The organism is Neglectibacter sp. CSJ-5, from assembly GCF_032490475.1.
Classification (GTDB): domain Bacteria; phylum Bacillota; class Clostridia; order Oscillospirales; family Acutalibacteraceae; genus Hominenteromicrobium; species Hominenteromicrobium mulieris.
The window spans coordinates 283295-300796 of sequence record NZ_JAVYJC010000002.1 but is presented as its reverse complement, the minus strand read 5'-3'; the positions used below and the strand labels follow the sequence as shown (position 1 = coordinate 300796).

The following is a 17502-nucleotide window of genomic DNA, read 5'->3' as shown; positions in this document are numbered from 1 at the left end:
GAAGAAGCTCGTATCGTCAATAATGATACGAGCTTCTTTTCATATTTTTTAGATTGTGTTTCTTCAGACCTTCCATCCGGCAGCCTGCTTGCGCTCCACCACAAAGCGGCGGTAGAGCCCGTCAACAGCAACCAGCTCGTCATGCGTGCCCTGCTGGACGATCTCACCGTGATCGACAACGAATATTTTGTCGGCGTTGCGCACAGTTTTCAGCCGATGAGCGATCATGATGACCGTCTTATCGTGGGTCAATTCCGCAACAGCCTCCATCAGCTCCTTTTCATTTTCGGGGTCAACATTGGCAGTGGCTTCGTCCAGAATGATGATTGGTGCGTCCTTCATAATCGCCCGGGCGATGGAAATGCGCTGCCGCTCGCCGCCGGAGAGCGTTGCACCGCCCTCGCCGATAACAGTGTCAAAGCCGTCCGGCAGCGCCATGATAAAGTCGCAGCACCGCGCCTTCTTTGCTGCAGCCTTTACCTCCTCCATGGAGGCCTCGGGCTTTCCGAAGCGGATATTGTTGGCGATGGTGTCCGAGAACAGATAGGTCCGCTGGAACACGAAGGAGAAATTGCGGATGAGGCTGTCGTAGCTGTACTCCCGTACATCCCGTCCGCCGAGGCGCACGCTGCCGGACTGCACATCCCAAAACCGCGCCATAAGATTGCAGAGGGTTGTTTTGCCGCTTCCTGAGGGGCCGACGATCGCGACGGTGGTTTTCTCCGGAATCGTCAACGACACGCCTTGCAGAATGGGCTTGCTGTCGTAGGAGAAGGTTACATGAGACAGAGCAATGTCCTCCTGCTCCGGCGACAGATCCTCTCCGTCAATATCCATGGGTTCTACACGCAGAATCGCGTTTGCCTTATCTACACCGATGTCAATGGAGCGGAACAAAGCCGAAAAGCTCCCGGCAGAATCCAGCTGTTCAAAGAGAATGAAGGAGCAGATCAGCATCAAAAGGCAGTTTGTAAGCTCCATGGTGCCACCGAAGTAAAAGCCGATGGCAGCGGTGCAGACGGCAACGCCGGTGAGCTTGTTGACGATGAACAGCGCCAGCATATAAAGAACAGACGGTATCTCCATGGCGAAGGAAGCCTTGCGGGCTTCCTCCACGGCACCGTGTACCTGCGTTGCGGAATCGTGGGTCAGGTCAAAATTCTTGACCTCGGCGATGCCCTGCACATATTCCAGCACCTTGGACACAAGCCGTTCGTCGGCATTGAATTTTTGCTGCGCCAGCGATTGCTCTGCCCGCTGCATGGCAGCGTTGACGGCGAAGAACATCAGCAGTCCCGTCAGTGTGATCAGCCCCATGCGCCAGTCGAACAGGAACATCATGACCGCGATGATGCCGGAGGTCAGAAAGCCGCGGGTCGTGACCATTACCACGCGGGTAGCCACATTCGCCATGTTTTCCATGGTGTTGGTGGTGACGGACGTGACCTCGCCGAGACTGTTGTCGTTGAACCAGCCCATAGGCAGATACCGCAGATGCTCCGCAATCTCAATTCGCTTGTTGGCGCAGGCACGGTAGCCCGCACGGGTCTGGAGCATGGTGGCCTTCATATTGATGGCAATTGTAATGATCAATGAGATCACGATAATGCCAAGACTCGTCCAGAGCGTCGGCACGGTGACATTCTTTTGCAGCAGCGCCTGAATGACGACGGCGGTGGCGGGAATCCGCATGGCGGAGCAAATGGCGCTGACCACGCCCAGCCAGATGGATGCCATAAACAGCCTGCGGTTGTCCTCACCGCAGAAATCAAAGAACTTTTTCAGTGTCTGGAGCATTACGCCACCTCCCCATCGTCCTTGACGCTGATGTGGGCTTCCCACATGGTTTGATAAAGCGGGCAGGACTTAAGAAGCTCCGCCTGTGTGCCGGTGGCTTCGATCTTGCCGTGATTCACGACAATGATCTGATCGGCATCGGCGATGGTAGACAGGCGGTGGGCGATGACCAGCAGCGTCTTACCCCGTACCAGCTTTGCCAGTGCCGACTGGATGACCGCCTCGTTCTCCGGGTCAGTGTAGGAGGTGGCCTCGTCCAGAATGACAATGGGTGCATCCTTCAGCATGGCACGGGCAATGGAGATGCGCTGCCGTTCGCCGCCGGAGAGGTGTCCGCCGGAGGCACCGCATATGGTCTGATAGCCGTTTTCAAGCCCCATGATAAACGCATGGCAGCCGCATTTCTTCGCTGCGGCGATCACTTCCTCGTCGCTTGCACCCTTTTTGCCCATACGGATATTGTCCATGACAGAAAGGTCAAAAAGGTAATTATCCTGCGACACATAGGCGATGCGCTTCGTGCACTCCGCCAGCGGCAGCGTTCGGATATCCACGCCGCCCAGCTCGATAGAGCCGTCCTTCACGTCCCACAGGGAGGCAATAAGCCGGGCGATGGTGGATTTTCCGCTGCCGGAGGGACCCACCAGCGCGTTGACCGTCCCCGGCGCAATGTGCAGATTGATTCCGTGCAGTACCTCCTTGTCGTGATAGGCAAAGCGGACATTTTTCAGCTCAATGGAGTTGTCCGCAGGCAGCTTTTCCGCACTTTCCGGGCGCTGCATATCTTCGCCGGACAGCACCTCCGCTACCTCGCCGACGATGGTCGTGACCTGTGCGATGTCGTCGGTGTAGGAGAAGGCGGTGATCAGCGGCTGCATAACACCGAACGAAAGCACGATGATCGCCAGAAATGTTTCTGCCGACAGTGTGCCGTGCATATAGAGAAGGCAGCCCACCGGCAGGATGCCGAGAAGTGTCGATGGAAAAATTGCCATCCCCGCCGCCTGACCGAACAAACTTCCCCGCATCCAGTCGATGAAGCAGTCCGCGCCCTCTTTTGCGGCGGAGACGAACTTAGCGTAGCTGGTCTTGGACTGGCCGAAGGCCTTGATGACCTCAATGCCGCTGATGTACTCCACAGCCGTGTCGTTGAGTGCCTTCGTCGCAGTGACCGTGCGCCGGAACTTCTCGTTATAGCCGCTGAACATGGACGCGAAGCAGCCAATGCCCAGCGGCACGACGATCAACATGGAAAGCCCCATGCGCCAGTCCTCGATAAACAGCAGCACCAGCACCGCCAGCGCGCCCACAATGTTGGCTGTCATCTCCGGCAGCAAATGCGCAAGGGTGGTTTCGATGGAGTCCACCCGCTCTACGATAATGTTCTTGTACGAGCCAGAGGAACGGTCCAGCACCGTGCCAAGGGGCAGTGTGGCCAGCTTATCCAGCAGCCGTGTGCGGGTATTGGCCAGCACATGGAAGGTGGCGTGATGGGAGAGGGACGTGGACACGCTGTGCAGCACATAGCGCAGCACCCAGAAGCCCGCCATCCACGCGCAGAGCGTCAGGCAGTACGTCAGCTCCGCCGTGCCGTTTACCAGTGCGGTGATGATTTGAATGATGATGAAATACGGCGCAAGGGAGCAGGCAACGCCCAGCAGCGCCGTAAGGACGCTCAAAGCGTACTCGCCGTACCGCCCTTTTGCCAGCTCTGCCAGCCACGAGGCGGCGGAGCGCTTTGGCTCAATTTCTTTCATGATGAACTCCTTTCGACTGTATTACGCAGCAAGATGCTTTTTCACGATCCGCTTGCCAATCATTACGCCGATAAAGGCCGCCACGATCACACCGGCCACCAGCGCCACAGACACCCAGGACTGCAGCATCTCGGATGCGGCAAGAATGGTGTCCTGACGGCCATCAGTGACCATCTGATCCGCCATAGCTTTGGCTGCGATGGCGTAGGGAATGATAGTGCTGCCGAATGCGGCCAGCACCTGATTGATGACATAGCTGATGGTCAGCGCCTTCGCATTGCCGTAGCCCATCTTCCACAGCAGCAGCTCGGCAATGACACCGGAGAGAATAAAGAGGATGATGTACGGCAGATATCCGCCCATAATGGCGCGGACGATACTGTAAATCAGGATCGCACCGGGCTTTTTCACCTTCGTGCCGATGATGAAGTAGACGATGCCCTCCAGCAGGGCGAAAAACACCGGCATCAGAATGATGGTAATGGGCGTTGCGTACAGGACGGAGCTGGCGAAGAAAATGACCACATTGATCAGGGCCAGCAGGACAACGGTAATGATGTCTTTGATTTTCAGCTTGTTGGCGGTTACAGTACTCATGGTTAAAGACTCCTTTTTGAATGGAATATGGTTGAACGTCGCAAGGACGGCGATCACAGAATAAGGCCGGCGGCGATCGATGCTGCCAGCAGGACGCAGAACACAACATCCCACGCAGAGAACCGAAGCGACAGATAGTTGCTTTTGCGGCGGGTTAAGTCGATGCCCCGTGTTTCGGCGGAGGCGGACAGCGTCTCGGCGATGCGGATAACGCGCAAAGCCATCGGCACGGTCAGTATTTCGATATAGGATGGCAGCGCACGCAGCTTCTGAAGCGGTGTTGCAAATGCGCCCCGCGTGCGGATGGACTGCCGCAGCAGCTTCATGTCTCCCGACAGAACGGGGAAGAAGCGGAAGATTACAGCGACGATCATAATGAGCCGTTCCGGCAGGTGCAGATTACGCAGCGCCGCCAGGGTACGGCTGGCTTCATTTCGTCCAATCATCGTCCGCATGGAAATGCCAACGGCAATGATACGCGGGAACAGCACTAACATAAAGGAAAACACCGTGCCCGGCAGCATGGCGTTAGCCGCCCACAGCACCCCAAAGCTTATGCCGCCTGCCAGCGCCGTTCCGAACCAGCCGTCCGCTGCGGTCAGCAGGATCAGTGCCGTATATACGGCATAAACTAAGTGGTTGTTGGATGTGGAGATCACGACCAGCAGGGCCTGCCAGTAAAGCAGCTTCGTTGCCGGGTGAAATCGTTCTTTATGCTGTTTTTTCGCAGGAGCATCGGAAGGATGGAAGCGCTCCATATATTGCCGTACCGCTTGCAAATCTCGTTCCGAATGAACGGGAAATTCTGCCTCTGCATGTCCATCCGACAGCCCGATGCAGTAGTCGCAGGCATCTGCAATCAGTTCAAGGTCGTGGGTGATGATGAGAACAGTCTTTTCCTTCCGCATCTCCCGAATCAGCGCCGCGCACCGCTCCAGACTTTCCGCGTCCTGTCCTGCTGTCGGCTCGTCCAGTATGACGATTGGCTTGTCGGATAGATACGCCGTCATCAGCGTCAGACGCTGCATCTGCCCGCCGGAGAGGGAAAAGGGATGCCGGTCGCGGCAGTCCCACATATCCATACTTTTCAGCAGTGCTTCCGTTTTTGCTTCAAACTCCGGTGTCACCGCATGGCCGTATTGCAGTTCGTGCAGGACGGAGCCTGTGAAGAACTGGAACTCCGCCTCCTGAAGGATGAACAGCACTTGTTTTTGCAGCTGCTTTGGATTTTGCGGCTTTTCGAAAAGCATTATCCTGCCGCCGGAGGGGCGGTAAAGCCCTGCAATCAGCTTGCCGATGGTCGTTTTGCCGCAGCCGTTTGCGCCCACAAGGCCGACGATCTCATGCTCAAGGACGGAAAAACTGACACCGGAGAGGGTATCTCCGGCCTTCCTGCCGTATGTATAGCGGACCTCTGAGACGGCAAGCGCCGTCGGCGCAGTTTTCGGCAGCGGCTCTTTCTCCGGCACGGTGATCTCCGCAAGGTCGAACGTGCGCAGAGAAAGTGTTTGTCTCCGCTCCACTGAGAACGCCTTTGCCTCTGCGGCAGTGTATTTTCCTTTGATCTCGCCGTCTGCCATGACCCAATATTCATCGGCAATGTCGGCAAGATAGTAGAGCCGGTGCTCACTGAGCAGCAGCGTTTTGCCCTGCCTTTTCAGGGCAAGCAGAATCTCTTTTAACTGCTGCGTGGCTGTAAAGTCCAGATTGGCCGTGGGCTCGTCCAGCAGAAAAATATCTGTGTCCATTGCCCACGCGGACAAGATGGAGATGAGCTGTCGCTCGCCGCTGGACAGCTCGTAGACATTGCGGTCCTTCAGCCGCTCCAGATGAAAGATCCGGAAGGCATCCTCCACCCGCTGACGGATTTTATCTTGCGGCAGACCGTGATTTTCAAGGCCGAAGGCCACTTCATTGGAACTGTTCACGGTAAAAAATTGACTTCGCGGATCCTGAAATACCGATGCTGCCAGCTCGCCGATCTCGCCGATACGCAGCCCGGCGGTGTCCTGCCCGTTCAGGCGGCAGAAGCCTTTTAGCTCTCCCTCATATAACTGCGGTATCAGTCCGTTGATGCACCGCAGCAGCGTGGATTTTCCGCATCCGCTGCCTCCGCAAAGCACCACGCAGCGTCCCGCCGGGATGCCGCCGCCGACCTGCCGGAGGATGGGCAGCTTTGCCTCCGCATATTGGAATTCAAATTCAAAATCTATCATCGCAAACTCTTTTCTTATTAGTTAGCCATCTCTAACCAACAGCCGTAAGAAACGGACGGATCGACCGTCCGAATCAACTTTTCGGATTTATTGCAAGGTATCGCATAGCTGCCGCCAGCCAGCGTTGGTGAAATCAAGGACTGCCTGTAAGCAGGTAAGCATTCTGCCTTCCTCCATATGCTGATCCAGCAGCTGGCGGAAGTACCAGAACTGTGAGCCCATCAGAAGGCGGATCGCATCAGCATTTGGCGCTTTCCCATAGATATGCGAAAAGAATTCCACCGTTTGTTCCGCTTTACGGTTCATCAGTTCATGCAGCACGGTTTCCATGGAGCTGCCATCGCTGCGGCAGAAAAATAAAGTGCAGTCGTCACGATGTTCGGTCAGCAGCCGAAAATATACTTGTTCCTCGGCGTTGATGGCGCGAAGGATATCCTCCGGCTGTGCACTGCACTTTGCTTTTTCGTATTCTTCAGCGATGGGCGCAAACAAGGCATTCATCGTCTCAAAAAAATCCTGAAGCAGACTGGCAAACAACGCGTCTTTATTCTTGTGTCTTGTGTAGATCGCCCCCGTTGTGACGCCGGCCTTTTCAGCGATTTTATGCAGAGAGGCTTTCTGAAAGCCGTAAGCAAGAAATTCCGAATAAGCAGCCTGAATGATCCCATCATCCAGGGAATGATCCCTATTGGCCATGTGTTGACCTCCCCACATTACGATAACGGCATAATCGATAACGACATTATTATAGCGTTCTTTTTGCTGCTTGTCAATGCAAATTGCACACTTCTTTACAAAAACATACCTTGACAAATCTCGTCTCAAAAGGAAATTCTTATGACTTATGCAAAGAAAAACGGATATTTACATCCGCAATTCTTTGTTGATGACGGTATCAGCGGAACAACATTTAACCGTCCCGGTTTTCAGGAAATGGAAAGCCTTCTGTACCGTAAACGGTAAGAGTACAACAGTCAGTTACAAAGTGCATAAAAAAATTGAGAAATATCAAGATGATTATCAGATTATTCCAAATTCTCAAGAATTTATGAGGATAATATTCTCGGTAAGTTATCCGATGAGCGTTATTCCCGTATGGCAAATGAATACGAAGCTGAGCAAAAGCGACTTATATCAGAGGTTGAGGAAAATGAAAAAGCTCTCATTGAACTTCAAAAGCAAACTGTTGATATGAAGATGCTCTATCAAGGGCTTATGGAATTTACAGAGATGAAACAGCTTACTCCGACCGTTGTAAACAAACTTATTGAGCGTATTGAAATTTACAACGATGAGAAGAAACATTCTCATAATAATGTTAAAGTGGATATTTTTTTACGGCAGTCGGGTTATTTGACATCCCAACAGAGCAGCAGCTTATTAATACAATGGAAAGAGTAAAACAGAAAAAAGCGGAAAAATCCGCTTAAATAAAGAAAAGGTGTAACCCCCCCTTTATCGGGATTACACCATAATTCCTTAAATACTGCCTTATTAGCCCATGGCTAAGCTCCGTGCAGCGTTTTTTCATGCAAATTGAATTTTAGAAGCAGAAGTACCCGATGAGCGAGATTGTAAAGCCGAGCAGCGCGCCGCACACCACCTCGATCATGCGGTGGCCAAGCGATTCGTTCAGCTTCGGGATCATTTCTTTCAGTTGGTCTTTGTCCTTGGTGTTCTCATCGCCTAAATATTCCACAATGTAGTTGATGGCCTTCGCGTGCAGACCCGCCGCCCAGCGTACGCCGGTCGCGTCGTACATGACGATGAGTGCCAGCACGAACGCCATGGCGAAGATCGGGGAGGAAAAGCCGTAGATAAGGTAAGAGGTCAGCAGCACCGAGCACGTTACCGCCGAGTGGGAGCTTGGCATGCCGCCTGCGCCGGAGAGACGCTCTTTCTTAAATTCACCGTGTTTAAAAAGATGGATGCTGGTCTTTAAGATTTGTGCCGCACACCACGAAACAACAGCGACGTTGATGAGCGGGTTGGAAATCAATATAGAAAAATCGAACATGTCACGAAACCTTTCTGTAAAACGGCACACAAACACCGAAATGCGCCGTATGAGCACAATTTGATATATATAGTTTACCGCGAAACGGCAATATTGTCAATTCACACGGCGGATTTGTAAGAAATTTGTGATAAAGAGTACACATATCTTGCGAAAACGAGGCTTCGGTGCTAAAATAAGACCATGGCTAATAAAAGAAACTACGCAAAAGAACTGAATACACTCATCGAAACCTTTACGCACGAGGAAAAGCGGCCGACTTTGCTCTTGCACGCGTGCTGTGCGCCGTGCTCCAGCGCCGTTTTGGAGAAGCTTACAGCGCATTTTAAAATTACCGTGCTGTTTTATAATCCCAATATCTATCCGGAGGCAGAGTATCAAAAAAGGGAAGCAGAGTTAAAGCGGCTTATCTCCGAAATGCCATGCACCAAGGAAGTAGCGCTTGTCGATCTGCCTTACGTGCCGGAAGAATTCTTCACCGCCGTGCGCGGGCTTGAGCACATCCCGGAGGGCGGCGAGCGCTGTTTTGCGTGCTACAAGCTGCGCATGGAAGCAGCAGCAAAGTATGCCGCAGGGCATCATTTTGATTTTTTCACGACAACGCTGTCCATCAGCCCGCTGAAAAACGCGCAGAAGTTAAACGAGATCGGCGAATCGCTTGCAGAAGAATACGGCGTGCCGCACTTGCCGTCCGATTTCAAAAAACAGGAGGGCTATAAGCGCTCCATTCAGCTTTCGGCAGACTATAACCTATATCGGCAGGATTTCTGTGGCTGTGTGTTCTCGAAAAAAGAAAGGGAGGCGAAGGCGCATGGTGAAGCATAACGGCGTTTTGTACCGTGCCGCCGACGCGCACGCCCACATTTACCCCGGCAAGATTGCGGAAAAGGCGACCGAAAACGTTGGCCGTTTTTATGATCTTCCTATGGCGAAGGTCGGTCTGCCGCACGTTTTAAACGAAGAAGGCACTGCCGTAGGATTCGATAAATTTCTCGTCTGCTCCGTTGCGACAAAAGTGGAGCAGGTTGGCTCCATCAATCGTTTCATCGCGGCCAAATGCGAAAAATACCCGAAGTTCGTCGGCCTTGGCGCATGGCACCGGGACATTGAGGACGTCGAAAAAGAGCTCAATGAAATTCAGGCGCTCGGCCTGCACGGCATCAAGCTGCACTCGGATTTTCAAGGCTTTGCCATCGATGACGAAAAAATGCTGCCGGTCTACAAAGCCTGCATGGCGCGCGATCTGCCGATTTTATTTCACATGGGTGACGCCAGAAGCGAGCTCTCTGCGCCGAAGAAGCTTGCGAATGTGCTCGAAAAGCTGCCGGAATTAAAGTGCATCGCCGCGCATCTCGGTGGTTACCGGCGCTGGGATGAAGCCAAAGCGTGCCTAAAAGGCGCGAACGTGTGGGTCGATACCAGCAGCTCGCTGTTTGTGTTGAGCCCGGACGAAGCAAGGAAAAGCATTGAGCATTTCGGTATGGATAAAGTCATGTTCGGCACGGATTTCCCCATGTGGACGCACGAAAAGGAGCTCGAACGCTTTTTCGCACTCGCCTACGGGGAGGAAGAGAACCGGAAAATGCTTTATGATAATTTTGAAAAACTATTCAAATTGTGATGAAAAGCCGATGTAATCGTATCGGCTTTTATAATATCTTTCTACCAATAAAGTCAACAAAATTTCTGAATTGTCTATGGAAATTTTCGAGAAAGTGTGCTATACTGAACTCAAATCAGTCATAGGAGTTGTTTGTATGGATGTGAAATCGATCATTTCTCAAATGACGCTGGAAGAGAAAGCCGCGCTTTGCTCCGGTAAAGACTTCTGGCATCTCGATACTCCGCAGCGCCTCGGCATTGAATCCGTCATGGTCTCGGACGGCCCGTGCGGCATCCGTAAGCAGTCTGACACCGCCGACCACCTCGGCCTCAACGCCAGCGTGCCCGCCACCAGCTACCCCACAGGCTCCTGCATGGCGTGCTCATTCGACCGCGAGCTGTTCCGCTGCTCCGGTGAAGTGCTTGGCCGCGCCTGCCAGGCGGAGGACCTTTCTGTTCTGCTCGGCCCGGCCATCAACATCAAGCGTTCTCCGCTCGGTGGCCGCAATTTTGAGTATCTTTCCGAAGACCCGTACCTCACCGGCGAGCTTGCCAAAAACTACATAAACGGCGTGCAGAGCCAGAATGTCGGCGTCAGCGTGAAGCATTTCGCCGCCAACAGTCAGGAATATAACCGCATGTCCAGCGACAGCGTCGTTGATGAACGCACCCTGCGCGAAATCTACCTTTCTGCGTTCGAGACCGCCGTAAAGGACTCGAAGCCGTGGACGATTATGTGCTCGTATAACCGCATCAACGGTACGTTCGCCGCTGAAAACAAGCGTTTGCTGACCGATATTCTCCGCGACGAGTGGGGCTTTGACGGCTACGTGATGAGCGACTGGGGCGCGACCACCGCAGACCGCGTAAAGTGCCTTGAAGCCGGCATGGAGCTTGAAATGCCCGGCAAAAACGCCGCAAACGACAAGCAGATCGTTGACGCGGTCAACAACGGCACGCTCGATATCAAGGTGCTCGATACCGCTGTGGAGCGCATTTTGAACATTGTTCTCAAATACACCGAAAATAAGCAGCCCGAAACGAAGATCGATTTTGAAGCCGACCACGAAGAAGCGCGCAAGATTGCAGATGAGTCTATGGTTCTGCTCAAAAATGATGGTATTCTGCCATTAAAGCGCAGCCAGAAACTTGCGTTCATCGGCAAGTTTGCGGAGACTCCGCGTTTTCAGGGCGGCGGCAGCTCGCATGTGAACTCCTATAAGGTCACAAGCGCGCTCGAGGCTGCAAAGGGGCTCGATGTCACCTACGCGCCCGGCTACGATACGAACACCGCAGAGTCCGACGAAGCGCTCCTCGAGGAAGCGCAGGAGGCCGCAAAGAACGCCGATATTGCCGTTGTATTCGTCGGCATCACGGACGCCATGGAGTCCGAGGGCATGGATCGCCGCACGCTTTCGATGCCGAGAAACCACGAAGCACTCGTCAAAGCTGTTTCCGAGGTGCAGAAGAACACCGTCGTTGTCGTCATGTGTGGTGGCTGCATCACCATGCCGTGGATTGATGACGTGCGCGGTGTGCTGTACGCATACCTCGGCGGTGAAGCCGTCGGCACCGCGACGCTCGACCTGCTGTTCGGCGATGTGAACCCTTCCGGCAAACTCGCGGAAACGTTCCCGCGCCGTCTGGAGGATAACCCCTCGTACCTCTATTTCTTCGGCGATGAGCAGAATAAGACCGAGTATCGCGAGGGTGTATTTGTCGGTTACCGCTACTACGACAAAAAGAACATGGACGTGTTGTTCCCGTTCGGCTACGGTCTCAGCTATACGACATTTGAATACAGCGATTTAACGCTTGATAAGGCCGAAATGAACGATACCGATACGCTGACCGTCTCCGTCAACGTCCGCAACACCGGCAAGGTGAAGGGCAAAGAGGTCGTACAGCTGTATGTAGCAAAGCCCGAAAGCCATACCATTCGTCCCGTGAAAGAGCTGCGCGGCTTTGAAAAGATCGAACTCGAGCCGGGTGAGGAGAAGGCCATCACCTTTACGCTCGCAAAGCGTGCGTTCGCGTACTACCGCACCGATATTTCCGATTGGTACGTCGAGTCCGGCGACTACACGATTATGGCGGCAAAATCCAGCCGCGACATCGCCTGCACCGCGACGGTGAACGTCACCTCTACTACGCAGATTAAGCGCGTCTACACAATGAATTCCACGATTGAAGAGATTATGGAAAGCCCCGTCGGCCGCGAGATTCTCGGCAAGATGATGGCACAGAACCCGCTTGCACAGGCAGATGCGGACGACATCGGCATGGGCGAGGCCATGGCGCGTATGATGGCGGAAATGCCGCTGCGTGCGCTGTTGTCGTTCGGCGGCGACACTGTGCCCGCCGGCGCAGGGGAGATGCTCCTGAAGCAGCTTAACGCATAAATTAAATTTATAAACCACCGACAGCACCGCAAAAATTTATCCGCGACGTTGCCGTGAATTTTATCCCTGGGAGGAAGTTTCAATGAATACGATCGTAACCGTCAAAGAAGGCGCACTCGAAGGTGCGTTTTCCGATGATAAACAAAGCGTGATCTTCAAGGGCGTGCCGTATGCTGCACCGCCGGTCGGCGAGCTGCGCTGGAAGCGTCCGCAACCGCACGCAAAGTGGGAGGGTGTGCGCCCCGCACTGGAGTTCTCTGCCAAAGCGCCGCAATCTGACCTGTCCAAAATGGATCTCTACGGCAAGGAGTTTTACAGTGATGAAAACCTAAAGCAGAGCGAAGACTGCCTGTATCTGAACATCTGGACGCCTGCATCTGCGCAGCCGGGCGATAAGTTGCCCGTGTTCTTCTGGATTCACGGCGGTGCGTTCACGCACGGCAGCGGCGCGGAAAAGGAGTTCGACGGCGAGCAGTTTGCGAAAAACGGCGTGGTGTTTGTCTCCATCAACTACCGTGTCGGCGCACTCGGCTTCTTTGCACACCCGGAGCTCGATGCCGAAAACCCCGAGGGCATCAGCGGCAACTACGGTATTTACGATCAAGTTGCAGCGATCGACTGGGTATACGAGAATATTGCAGCGTTCGGTGGCGACCCGGACTGCATCACGGCGGCGGGCCAGTCCGCAGGCTGCATGAGCGTGCAGACGCTTATTTCGTCCGATTTGACGCGCGGCAAGATTAAGCGCGCTGTTTTGCAGAGCGCAGGCGGCCTCGGCGGCCTTTCGCACGACGTTTCCGTTGAAATGCGCGTGAAGTCCTCCAAAGAGCTGATGGAAAAGCTCGGCGCGAAAAACATCGAAGAGATGCGCGCTGTCCCGGCAGAAAAAATTGCTGAGGTGCAGTATACCATCCAGTCCCCAAGCGGTCTTGCGTGGCAGCCCGTTGTTGATAACGTGCTGCTGAAGGCTTCCGTAGACGAAGTGGCGCTTTCCGGCAATGCGCATGACATCGATTACATGATCGGCTGCACCGGCGGCGACATCGCAGCGGGCGAGAGAATTCTCGAAAAGAGCGCCGTGCGCTGGGCGAAGAACCAGAATAAACTCGGCAGATGCCCGAGCTACATCTATTTCTTCAACCGTCAGTTGCCGGGCGACAACGCAGGTGCGTTCCATTCGTCCGAGTTGTGGTATGTTTTCCACACGATGAACAGATGCTGGCGCCCGTGGGAACCGTGCGACTATACGCTTGAAGCTGCAATGTCCTCCTACTGGGCAAACTTCGCAAAGACCGGCGACCCGAATGGGGAGGGCTTGCCCACATGGCAACCGTATACTGCCGAGCACCCCGTGCGCATGCTGCTTGCGGAAGAAGTCAAAGAAGAAAACGCCATCATCGTTGAGGATTAAACCGACGCAAATCCGGTTTTTTACAAAAATTGTTACAGTTCAGCCTTGCGGCTGAAACCCGAGGGAGTTTCCAATGCGGCGGATGCCATGGCAGCCATTGAGAAATTCGTATTTGAAAAAGAGATGGTGACACTGCCGCAGCTGGTGGAGATCCTGAAAAATAACTGGGAGGGAAATCAGGTTCTGCAGATGAAGATGATAAATGAAGGGGCGAAATTCGGAAACGGACAAAAAGAAGCTGGCAATCTGGCCTGCGAGATGGTAAACTATTTTGTGGAACGGGTAGAGGCATACAACAGCCGGTATGGCGATCTTATCTTTTCCCCGTGTATCGCTACATTTTCCTGGATTGTGAACATCGGAAAGCGGATAGGAGCCTCCGCAGACGGCCGTATGTCTAAGGATCCCATTGCCGCTAACATGTCTCCGGTTCTGTCCAGGGATGTATCAGGCCCCATGGCGGCTCTGAATTCTTATCTGAAGCTGTCTACGGATTCTCTCGAGTAAATAGTACTCGCTATCCGCATCCTCTGCCCGCCTGCGGAGCTAGACGCAGGCACCGCTGCGCCGTCGATTCGCAGACGCACAGCTGACACGGATATCAAGCAATATTTACTTCGAGATTAATGCAATGATGTATTAGACGGGAAAGGACAGAGACGTAACAGGTAAAGAAAGGAGAGAAAATATAATGGAAAATATACACGAAAACGGAACATTTCAGTTGCATAACAAAGTGGAGATCCCTCAGGTGGGCTTCGGCACATGGCAGATGCCGGACGGAGAGACAGCGGCAGATGCGGTAATGCACGCCATAGAGGCAGGATACACCCATATAGATACGGCGGCGGTATATCACAACGAGATTGGGGTGGGAGCCGGAATCCGCATGTCGGGAGTGCCGAGAGAAAAGCTGTTTGTGACCAGCAAGCTATGGAACGATGTGAGAGGCTATGAGGAAACCCTGAAAGCCTTTGATGCCTCCTTAAAAAGGCTGGCCCTGGATTATCTGGATCTGTACCTGATCCATTGGCCCCGTCCCCTGGCTTTCAGGGATACCTACCAGGAGGTAAACCGGGAGACCTGGAAGGCCTTTGAATATCTGTTGGAAAAAGGGTATGTACGGGCCATCGGTGTAAGCAATTTTCTCCCGGTGCATATGGAGGCGCTGCTGAAAACAGCACAGGTCATTCCTATGGTAGACCAGATTGAGTTCCATCCCGGCTGGATGCAGCCGGAAACGGCGGCCTTCTGCAAAGAGCATGACATCCTGGTGGAGGCGTGGAGTCCCCTTGGTTCCGGAAAGCTTTTGGAAGATCCAAAGCTGAAGGAGTTTGGACAGAAATACGGCCGATCCACAGCCCAGATCTGTCTGCGGTGGTGCCTGCAGAAAGGACATCTTCCTCTGCCCAAATCCGTTACCCCTGTGAGGATTAAGGAGAATCTGCAGCTTTTTGATTTTCAGATATCCCAGGAGGACGTGGCAGCGATAGATAAGCTGGAATGCGTAGGCCGGACAGGCTCTGATCCGGACAATGCAAAATTCTGAGATGGTTAAAAGGGCATCGACCATCCAGGAAACTGATTGGATAAAAAGATAAGAAGACCTGCCGTACCGGAATTTCCAAGTCTGGTATGCCAGGTCTTTTTCGGTTATCTCAGGGTGATCGGAAAATGTGTAAAAACAAGGTTGTAAATGCCGGAAAAACCACCCTGATCACTCGCTTGCTGCCTGTTTTGACCGACTATGGCTTGAAGGTTGCCACTGTCAAGCACGACGGGCATGAATTTGAAGGGGATGTGCCGGGGACGGATACCTACAGGCATATGAAAGCCGGAGCCTTTGGGACGGCAGTGTTTTATAAATACGCGAAGCAGGAAGAGGCTCTGTTAAACCGTCTGGAAAAATACCGTGAAAACCATTTGCTGTTCATAAAGCGTTCTGAGGTACCATTTGATAATAATATATCAGAACGGGATCTGAGGAAAGTAAAGAACCGTCAAAAAATGGCAGGCGGATTCCGTAAGAAACAGGGGAAGGAGATGTATTGCCGAATCCTAAGCATCGTAGAAACCTTAAAACGGCGTAAAATGAATCTAATGGAGAACATCAAACAGATCTTTATAGGAACACCGGCTATTTTCTAGCCGGTGTTAAATGTGTTGTTTCAGCCGCAAGGCTGAACTGTAACCAAAAATTCAAGTTTCTTTTAAAATAGTCTTGACAATTTGCCTGTTTGTTGCTATAATATCACTTGTTGAGCGCGAGTGCTGGAATTGGCAGACAGGCACGTTTGAGGGGCGTGTGTTTATGACGTACGGGTTCAAGTCCCGTCTCGCGCACCACGCCAAAAGACCCATCGGAATTTCCGATGGGTCTTTTATTTTACGTTTAGCTTGGTTTTTATAGCAAAAAGGTCTCCCGCAATCCTAACGGAAGACCTTTTCGTTTATTCTAGTGCAAGGGCGTGTTACAGCGCCGTACCCTTTTTCGGGCGGAAAAATCTTTCGGTGTCGGCTTTTTCAAGCTCCAGCAGCGCGATTTTCTTATCAAGGCCGCCGGCGTAGCCGGTCAGGCTGCCGTTTGTGCCAACAACGCGGTGGCAGGGGACGATGATCGAGATCGGATTGTGCCCGACCGCACCGCCAACCGCCTGTGCGGACATTTTGTCTATCCCGGTGTTTTTTGCAAGCTGCTTTGCAATCTGGCCGTAGGTCATCGTCCGGCCGTAGGGGATAGAGAGCAGGATGTTCCAAACCGCCTGCCGAAAATCCGAGCCGATGAGGTGTAACGGCGGCGTGAAATTCGGTTCTTTTTCGACAAAATATACGTCGAGCCACTGTATAGCTTCGAGCAAAACGGGTGTGTCCTGTTCTATGTGCGCCTTCGGCAACTCCGCCGCAAAATACTTGCTGCCCTCAAACCACAGCCCCGTAAGCCCCGCGTCATCTGCCGCAAGCAAGATCACGCCAAGCGGCGACGTATAGTGTTTTGTGTACGTCATCGTGTTTTCCTCCCGCGTTCCTGTTACATGTTACATGCAGTATAGCATGTTTTGACCCTTTTCGCCAGCCTTTTGCGGTAAAATGCAAAAAACGGACATGTTTTTGCGTTTTGAGAAATAACAGTTGACAAACAGCGCGGCTTATGCTATAATACATATTGTTGAGCGCGAGTGCTGGAATTGGCAGACAGGCACGTTTGAGGGGCGTGTGTTTATGACGTACGGGTTCAAGTCCCGTCTCGCGCACCACGAAAGAAACCTCTTTTGTTTACCAAGACAAGAGAGGTTTTTTCATGCTTTTCGGGGCAAAATAGCCCTCAATATAGGAAAATACCGCTGAAACAGGGGTTGGAACGGTCATTGAGGCCGCGCCAGCCCCTGTTTTTTGCTTTTAGGTAGTGAAATTGGCGTGTTACTTTTCGCGTTTCTTTGCGCAGCAAAGAAGTTGGCAAAACAGCACCCGACGGGATTTGAATACGGAAAAGCACAGAGATGTCGCGGAAAAGTGACAGCAAAACCTTGTAAATCGACGGGATTTGTGCTATAATGTTTAATAATAGTTTATACCTTTTTGAAGGAATACCCTTGGAGATGGCAAATGGCACAGGAAAATTGGCAGCCATAAAGCGGACATTCTGAAAAGCAACATCTCTCCCTTATGCTGGCTTGTCAAAAACTCTCTGCAGCATTTTGCATCA

Annotated in this window: 17 protein-coding genes and 2 tRNA genes; 11 read left to right on the top strand and 8 right to left on the bottom strand. The window is 52.8% G+C overall.

Features of this window, described 5'->3' with window-relative positions; translation table 11 throughout:
• Positions 1 to 63: 63 nt before the first annotated feature.
• The 5 genes from R2K26_RS05505 to R2K26_RS05485 form a co-directional block, all read right to left on the bottom strand.
• Entirely contained in the window at positions 64 to 1797 is a 1734-nt protein-coding gene (locus tag R2K26_RS05505) for an ABC transporter ATP-binding protein (protein WP_316519131.1), read from the bottom strand.
• On the bottom strand, positions 1797 to 3554 hold the full coding sequence (locus tag R2K26_RS05500) for an ABC transporter ATP-binding protein (RefSeq protein ID WP_316519130.1): 1758 nt from the start codon (positions 3552 to 3554) through the stop codon (positions 1797 to 1799). The genes R2K26_RS05505 and R2K26_RS05500 overlap by 1 nt, the downstream gene beginning before the upstream one ends.
• Before the next feature lie 21 nt (positions 3555 to 3575).
• The gene (locus tag R2K26_RS05495; protein WP_316519129.1) at positions 3576 to 4151 is read right to left on the bottom strand and encodes an MptD family putative ECF transporter S component; all 576 of its coding nucleotides are present in this window, start codon (positions 4149 to 4151) and stop codon (positions 3576 to 3578) included.
• 53 nt (positions 4152 to 4204) lie between these two features.
• Positions 4205 to 6367: an ATP-binding cassette domain-containing protein gene (locus R2K26_RS05490; protein ID WP_316519128.1), complete on the bottom strand. Its 2163-nt coding sequence runs from the start codon at positions 6365 to 6367 to the stop codon at positions 4205 to 4207.
• Between the two features lie 87 nt (positions 6368 to 6454).
• Positions 6455 to 7192 (bottom strand): TetR/AcrR family transcriptional regulator, encoded by a 738-nt coding sequence (locus tag R2K26_RS05485; RefSeq protein ID WP_316519127.1) that lies wholly within the window; start codon positions 7190 to 7192, stop codon positions 6455 to 6457.
• A gap of 12 nt (positions 7193 to 7204) precedes the next feature.
• Between R2K26_RS05485 and R2K26_RS05480 the strand changes: the two genes are divergently transcribed.
• A complete protein-coding gene (locus R2K26_RS05480; protein WP_316519126.1) occupies positions 7205 to 7330 on the top strand; it encodes a hypothetical protein in 126 nt (41 codons plus the stop codon).
• Between the two features lie 132 nt (positions 7331 to 7462).
• Positions 7463 to 7768, top strand: coding sequence for a DUF4368 domain-containing protein (locus R2K26_RS05475; RefSeq protein ID WP_316519125.1), 306 nt, complete (start codon positions 7463 to 7465; stop codon positions 7766 to 7768).
• A 142-nt stretch (positions 7769 to 7910) separates the two neighbouring features.
• Here R2K26_RS05475 and R2K26_RS05470 read toward each other — a convergent pair whose 3' ends face one another.
• Positions 7911 to 8384, bottom strand: a complete 474-nt coding sequence (locus R2K26_RS05470) for a divergent PAP2 family protein (RefSeq protein ID WP_316519124.1) — start codon at positions 8382 to 8384, stop codon at positions 7911 to 7913.
• Positions 8385 to 8567: 183 nt separating this feature from the next.
• On the opposite strand from R2K26_RS05470, the gene R2K26_RS05465 reads away from it, so the two are divergent.
• From R2K26_RS05465 to R2K26_RS05430, 8 genes are all read left to right on the top strand, one after another.
• The gene (locus tag R2K26_RS05465; protein WP_316519123.1) at positions 8568 to 9209 is read left to right on the top strand and encodes an epoxyqueuosine reductase QueH; all 642 of its coding nucleotides are present in this window, start codon (positions 8568 to 8570) and stop codon (positions 9207 to 9209) included.
• Positions 9196 to 10005, top strand: a complete 810-nt coding sequence (locus R2K26_RS05460) for an amidohydrolase family protein (RefSeq protein WP_316519122.1) — start codon at positions 9196 to 9198, stop codon at positions 10003 to 10005. The genes R2K26_RS05465 and R2K26_RS05460 overlap by 14 nt, the downstream gene beginning before the upstream one ends.
• A 136-nt stretch (positions 10006 to 10141) precedes the next feature.
• On the top strand, positions 10142 to 12388 hold the full coding sequence (locus tag R2K26_RS05455; protein ID WP_316519121.1) for a glycoside hydrolase family 3 C-terminal domain-containing protein: 2247 nt from the start codon (positions 10142 to 10144) through the stop codon (positions 12386 to 12388).
• 82 nt (positions 12389 to 12470) lie between these two features.
• Positions 12471 to 13799 (top strand): carboxylesterase family protein, encoded by a 1329-nt coding sequence (locus tag R2K26_RS05450; protein ID WP_316519120.1) that lies wholly within the window; start codon positions 12471 to 12473, stop codon positions 13797 to 13799.
• 45 nt (positions 13800 to 13844) lie between these two features.
• The gene (locus R2K26_RS05445) at positions 13845 to 14306 is read left to right on the top strand and encodes a pyruvate formate lyase family protein (protein ID WP_316519119.1); all 462 of its coding nucleotides are present in this window, start codon (positions 13845 to 13847) and stop codon (positions 14304 to 14306) included.
• A gap of 184 nt (positions 14307 to 14490) precedes the next feature.
• A complete protein-coding gene (locus R2K26_RS05440) occupies positions 14491 to 15348 on the top strand; it encodes an aldo/keto reductase (RefSeq protein WP_316519118.1) in 858 nt (285 codons plus the stop codon).
• Positions 15349 to 15473: 125 nt separating this feature from the next.
• Complete coding sequence (locus R2K26_RS05435) at positions 15474 to 15947, top strand: molybdopterin-guanine dinucleotide biosynthesis protein MobB (RefSeq protein ID WP_118497182.1); 474 nt, start codon at positions 15474 to 15476, stop codon at positions 15945 to 15947.
• A 114-nt stretch (positions 15948 to 16061) separates the two neighbouring features.
• A tRNA-Leu gene (locus tag R2K26_RS05430) sits at positions 16062 to 16145 on the top strand.
• Between the two features lie 125 nt (positions 16146 to 16270).
• On the opposite strand, the gene R2K26_RS05425 is transcribed toward R2K26_RS05430, so the two are convergent.
• Positions 16271 to 16804, bottom strand: a complete 534-nt coding sequence (locus tag R2K26_RS05425) for a methylated-DNA--[protein]-cysteine S-methyltransferase (RefSeq protein ID WP_316519117.1) — start codon at positions 16802 to 16804, stop codon at positions 16271 to 16273.
• A 165-nt stretch (positions 16805 to 16969) separates the two neighbouring features.
• Between R2K26_RS05425 and R2K26_RS05420 the strand changes: the two genes are divergently transcribed.
• Positions 16970 to 17053 (top strand) — tRNA-Leu (locus tag R2K26_RS05420).
• 68 nt (positions 17054 to 17121) lie between these two features.
• Here R2K26_RS05420 and R2K26_RS05415 read toward each other — a convergent pair.
• Positions 17122 to 17427: a hypothetical protein gene (locus tag R2K26_RS05415; RefSeq protein ID WP_316519116.1), complete on the bottom strand. Its 306-nt coding sequence runs from the start codon at positions 17425 to 17427 to the stop codon at positions 17122 to 17124.
• Positions 17428 to 17502 lie beyond the last annotated feature (75 nt).

Coding starts and splice junctions, on each gene's coding strand:
- R2K26_RS05450 (WP_316519120.1), top strand. CDS start 12,471: ATGAATACGATCGTAACCGTCAAAGAAGGCGCACTCGAAGGTGCGTTT.
- R2K26_RS05415 (WP_316519116.1), bottom strand. CDS start 17,427: ATGGCTGCCAATTTTCCTGTGCCATTTGCCATCTCCAAGGGTATTCCT.
- R2K26_RS05495 (WP_316519129.1), bottom strand. CDS start 4,151: ATGAGTACTGTAACCGCCAACAAGCTGAAAATCAAAGACATCATTACC.
- R2K26_RS05465 (WP_316519123.1), top strand. CDS start 8,568: ATGGCTAATAAAAGAAACTACGCAAAAGAACTGAATACACTCATCGAA.
- R2K26_RS05425 (WP_316519117.1), bottom strand. CDS start 16,804: ATGACGTACACAAAACACTATACGTCGCCGCTTGGCGTGATCTTGCTT.
- R2K26_RS05505 (WP_316519131.1), bottom strand. CDS start 1,797: ATGCTCCAGACACTGAAAAAGTTCTTTGATTTCTGCGGTGAGGACAAC.
- R2K26_RS05455 (WP_316519121.1), top strand. CDS start 10,142: ATGGATGTGAAATCGATCATTTCTCAAATGACGCTGGAAGAGAAAGCC.
- R2K26_RS05470 (WP_316519124.1), bottom strand. CDS start 8,384: ATGTTCGATTTTTCTATATTGATTTCCAACCCGCTCATCAACGTCGCT.
- R2K26_RS05480 (WP_316519126.1), top strand. CDS start 7,205: ATGACTTATGCAAAGAAAAACGGATATTTACATCCGCAATTCTTTGTT.
- R2K26_RS05490 (WP_316519128.1), bottom strand. CDS start 6,367: ATGATAGATTTTGAATTTGAATTCCAATATGCGGAGGCAAAGCTGCCC.
- R2K26_RS05500 (WP_316519130.1), bottom strand. CDS start 3,554: ATGAAAGAAATTGAGCCAAAGCGCTCCGCCGCCTCGTGGCTGGCAGAG.
- R2K26_RS05460 (WP_316519122.1), top strand. CDS start 9,196: ATGGTGAAGCATAACGGCGTTTTGTACCGTGCCGCCGACGCGCACGCC.
- R2K26_RS05435 (WP_118497182.1), top strand. CDS start 15,474: ATGTGTAAAAACAAGGTTGTAAATGCCGGAAAAACCACCCTGATCACT.
- R2K26_RS05475 (WP_316519125.1), top strand. CDS start 7,463: ATGGCAAATGAATACGAAGCTGAGCAAAAGCGACTTATATCAGAGGTT.
- R2K26_RS05440 (WP_316519118.1), top strand. CDS start 14,491: ATGGAAAATATACACGAAAACGGAACATTTCAGTTGCATAACAAAGTG.